General features: G+C 74.3%; 3 protein-coding genes. 2 read left to right on the top strand and 1 reads right to left on the bottom strand.

The window, feature by feature from the left end; genetic code table 11:
* On the bottom strand, nucleotides 1-550 hold a 550-nt coding region (locus AB0C69_RS38280; RefSeq protein ID WP_360360844.1), incomplete at its 3' end, for a hypothetical protein.
* 397 nt (nucleotides 551-947) lie between these two features.
* Between AB0C69_RS38280 and AB0C69_RS38275 the strand changes: the two genes are divergently transcribed.
* A complete protein-coding gene (locus tag AB0C69_RS38275) occupies nucleotides 948-3,842 on the top strand; it encodes a M36 family metallopeptidase (protein ID WP_360360841.1) in 2,895 nt (964 codons plus the stop codon).
* 254 nt (nucleotides 3,843-4,096) lie between these two features.
* A partial coding sequence (locus AB0C69_RS38270; RefSeq protein ID WP_360360838.1) for a lytic polysaccharide monooxygenase occupies nucleotides 4,097-4,664 on the top strand: 568 nt, incomplete at its 3' end.

The following is a 4,664-nucleotide window of genomic DNA, read 5'->3' as shown; positions in this document are numbered from 1 at the left end:
GCGCGATCGGGAACCTGAGGTACTTCCCCGGAGGCAGTTGCGGAGCGACGACGCCGACCCGCCAGTGGTCGACGTACCGCTGCGGCCTTCGCTGAAGGATCTCCCGCCCGACGAACCGCGCCGTCGCGAGTTTGCGGTTGAGGACGCCGAGGTCGAATCCCGGAATCCGCGAGCACTTGTGGTCGCGGAGACCGGGCCATTTGTAGGTCAGGGTGTAGAGGGAATTCTTGTAGATGAGGTTCGTGAACCAGATCGGGTATCGCGGACCGCCCGCGATCATCTGGCTGTTCCCGCCGCTCCCCGTCCAGGTGAACGGGACCGTGATGCCGAGATCCCGGACGATCCATTTCCCCGTCCCGCGGAAGTCCCGCGGGAGTCGGGGCGGCGAAGGCGTGTGCGGGCCGGCCTGCTCCGCGGTCGTCGCATCGCCCGGCGGCCGGGGCCCGATCGGGGAGGCGGCCCGGGCGGGCCCCACGGCCGCCGGGGCCATGGCGACCGATCCGGCGAGCACCCCCAGCGCGGCCGTCCGGCGCGAACGTGTCCAGTTCATGATTCTCCCGGCGCCGCGTCGCGCGCGGGTTCCGGCGCGGCATGTCGAACGCGGCGATCATTTTGCTCCCTCCCCGGCGGCGGAGGAGCGAAGACCACAGGCAGGTCAGGGTCTGTTCCCGACCCGGTGAGGGCGCGGGCGGCGGGCGGTGGCCGGGCCCGGTCAACCGGCCGGGCGGTCGCGGCGGGCGTGGCCGCCCGGCAACGATCGGGCGCCTGACATGGGGTTTTCGAGGAAACGGCGGTGTCAAGGGCGAAGACCGCCGCACGGCGACACTTCGTAAATGTGGTGATTCGCCATAGGTGAGTGGTGAAAGCGCTGCTTGTCTCTAGATCGGCCGGATGTCCCCTCCGGCCGATTCCCGAGACCGGGCCCGTCGGCCCGCCTCCAGGAGGCAATGGTGCCCAGGACGCGCTGGACCGCCCTGACCGCTCTGGCGGCCACCGGAACACTCCTCACCGCCGGCCTCGCGGTCCCCGGACGGGCCGAGCCGCCGCCTCCCCGCCCGCGGCCGCCGGGAGAGCACACCGAGCCGGCCGACAAGGACGCGCGGCCCGGGCGGCTGGCCCCGACGAGCCGCCAGGTGGGCGCCGCCCGCGGCGTGACCGTGCGGTGGAACAGGCTCGGCACGCCCGCCTCGGTGACCGATGCCGGGCCCCTGGCCGGCGGGCTGCCCGGGGATCCGGAGAAGGCCGCCCGCGCGTACCTGGCCGGGCACCAGGACCTGTTCGGCCTCGACGCCGCCGCCGTCGGCGCGCTGGAGAAGGTCGCCGTCAACCCGGTCGGCGACGGCGCGGCCGTGCTGCTGCGCCAGCGGTTCGGCGGCCTTCCCGCCGGCCACGACGGCCTGGTGGCGGTCGGGGTGACCCGCGGCGAGGTCGTCTCGGTCACCTCCACCCTCTCCCGCGACGTCGCCGCCCCGGCGCCCGCCACGCTCTCCCCGCGGGACGCGGTGGCCGCGGCCGGGCGGGACGCGGGCATCCCCGCGTCGGCCGACGACCCCCGCAAGGCGCGGCTCGTCGCGGTGCCCACGGCCGAGGGCGTCCGCAGCGCGTACCAGGTCACGCTCATGGACGCCTCCGGGGCGGAGCCGAAGGCCGTCACCTCCCACGTCGACGCCCGGACGGGCTCGGTGCTCGTGCGGGAGAACCTCGTCGACCACGACAGCGACGACCCGCGCTGGGCGGTGTTCCCGGCGACCCCGCCCGGCGACTACTCCTCCCGCGACACCCGGGAGACCTGGTGCTTCGCGCCCGCGGCGGGGTGCCGCACCGTCGGCGGCGACCCCTCCAGCGGACGGCCCTGGGACGTCGACCCGGCGACCGGCGCGTCCAGCGCGACGACCGTGGGCAACGCGGCGAGGTCGTACGAGAACCGCGCGAGCGGCGACCCCTTCACGGTGGGGACCCGCACCAGCGCGCCGAAGCCCGACCGGAACTACACCTACCCGTGGACCAACCAGTGGCACACGGGCAGGTGCGACCCCGCGACGCTGGACAGCCCGCAGGAAGCGGACCTGGAAGCGGCCATGTCCAACCTGTTCGTCCAGCACAACCGGATGCACGACTGGTCGTACCGGCTCGGGTTCACCGAGTCGGCCTGGAACATGCAGGCCGACAACGGTGGGCGCGGCGGGCTCGGCGGCGACCCCGAGCAGGGCAACGCGCAGGCCGGCGCGCGGTTCCCGACCGTCCGCGACAACGCCAACCAGATCACCCCGCCGGACGGGACGCCCGCCATCACCAACATGTACCTGTGGCAGCCGATCGCGGGCTCGTTCTACCCGCCGTGCGTCGACGGCGACTTCGACATGAGCGTCATCGGCCACGAGTACACCCACGCCATCTCCGGCCGCATGATCGCCGGACCGGACGCCGGGTGGAGCGGGCCGCAGGCGGGCGCCATGAACGAGAGCACCTCCGACCTGTTCGCCATGGAGTACCTCAACGAGTACGGGCTGCGCCAGCCCGGCCGCACGCCGTACGTCATCGGCGGGTACGTCACCGGAGACCGGCGCGCCGGGATCCGCAACTACGACATGAGCCGGAGCCCGCTGAACTACGCCGACCTCGGATACGACCTCGTGGGCACCCAGGTCCACGCCGACGGCGAGATCTGGACCGCCACCCAGTTCGACCTGCGCCGGGCGTTCGTCCGGAGGTACGGCGAGGGCGGCGCCGCGTCGCAGCGCGGGTGCGCCGACGGGACGGTGCCGGTGGCGAAGTGCCCGGGCAACCGGCGCTGGGCGCAGCTGTCGTTCGACGCGCTGCTGCTCATGGCCGGCGGTGCTGTGAGCTACGTCGACCACCGCGACGCCCTGCTGGCCGCCGACACCCTCCGCTTCGGCGGCAGGGACCACGAGATGATGTGGAAGGTCTTCGCCGAGCACGGCCTCGGGAAGGACGCCGCGAGCGACGGCCCCGCCGACGCCGACCCGACGCCGAGCTTCGCCTCGCCCCTGTCGCGCAACGCCCGCGTCCGGCTGACGCCCCTCGGGGACGCCAGGGGCGGCAAGGTGCGCCTGTACGTGGGCGACTACGAGGCCCGCGCGGTCCCCGTCGCCGACACCGACCCGGCGACCCCGCTCGGCGACACCGTCGCGCTCGCCCCGGGCCGCTACTCCTTCGTCGCGGTGGGCGCGGGCTTCGGGCACCGGCGGTTCACCGCCGCGGTCGGCGCGTCGCAGCGGACCCTGCCGGTGGCGATGTCCCGCAACGAGGCCGCGGGCGCCAACGGCGCGACGGCGACCGGCGACGGCGCGTCCCAGGCAGCGCTGCTCGACGAGACCGAGGCGACGAACTGGCAGTCGGTGGCGGCCCCGGTCGCCGGACGCCAGGTGACCGTGGACCTGGCCGGCGACCGCCCGGTCAGGGTCGGCAGGGTGCAGGTGAGCGCGATGCTGCGGCCGTCGGTGGCGGGCGACCCGGAGGGCGCGGGCGGCACGCAGAACCGGTTCACGGCGCTGCGCGCCTTCCGGCTGCTGGCCTGTGACGCCTCCAAGGCCGACTGCGCCCAGAACGCCTCGTACCGCACCGTCTACACCAGCCCGTCCGACGCGTTCCCGGCCGACCGGCCGCGGCCCACGGCGCCGGACCTGATCATGCGCTCGTTCGACCTGCGGGACGTCACCGCGACGCACCTGCGGCTGGAGGTGGTCTCCAGCCAGTGCACGGGCGCGCCGGCCTACGCCGGGGAGCAGGACGACGACCCGCGGTCGGCCACCGACTGCGGCACCGCGAGCCCGAGCGCGGGCATCGTGCGGACCTCCGAGCTCCAGGCGTTCGCCCGCTAGGAGAGAGGCCGGACCGAGCGGGGGGCGGAGAGGATCCGCCCCCCGCTTCGACTTACAGGGCGGGCCGCCGGGGCCCGCGGCTTTGCCGTGCCTGCCAGAGGCTTGTCTCCGCGTGCCCGATCCCGGGCGGTCCGGTTGACGGAGCGGCGCGGCGCCGCGACCTTCTAAAAGGAAAGTTTCCTTAGAGTTGGCCTCCGGGCCGGCTCCCTCCGCCTTCGGGTACGCCGTACCTCCCCCCGCCAAGGAGACGCAGGATGCCAAGGAAGACCAGCCTCGCCGTGGCCGCCGCCGTGACCGCCGGGCTGCCGCTGGCGCTCGCCGTGCCGGCCTGGTCCCACGGGTACACCACCTCGCCCCCGAGCCGCAGCTACCTGTGCGGAACGCACCAGGTCCGCAACTGCGGCCAGGTCCAGTGGGACCCCGACGGCGTCGAGGGGCCGAAGGGCTTCCCGCAGCGCGGACCGGGCGACGGGAAGATCTGCGCCGGCGCCGACGGGCGCTGGGCGCCGCTCGACGACCCGCGCGGCGGGACCGGGTGGCCCGCCACGAAGGTGACGGCCGGCCAGTCGTTCAGCATCAGCTGGCAGTTCACCGCCGCGCACGCCACCACGTCCTTCCGCTACTTCCTCACCAAGGACGGCTGGGACGCCGCCAAGCCGCTGACCCGCGACGCTCTGGAGCTCACGCCGTTCCTCCAGCAGAACTACAACGGGCGGCCGCCGTCCGGCCAGACCACCCACACCGGGACGCTCCCGCAGCGGCACGGCCGGCACCTCCTGCTCGCCGTGTGGGACATCGCCGACACCGGCAACGCCTTCTACC

Origin of the sequence: Actinomadura sp. NPDC048032 (genome assembly GCF_040653175.1) — a bacterium.
Lineage (GTDB): Bacteria > Actinomycetota > Actinomycetes > Streptosporangiales > Streptosporangiaceae > Spirillospora > Spirillospora verrucosospora.
The sequence above is the reverse complement of the archived record's forward strand: the minus strand, read 5'-3'. Positions and strand labels throughout refer to the sequence as shown.

Coding starts and splice junctions, on each gene's coding strand:
- AB0C69_RS38275 (WP_360360841.1), top strand. CDS start 948: ATGGTGCCCAGGACGCGCTGGACCGCCCTGACCGCTCTGGCGGCCACC.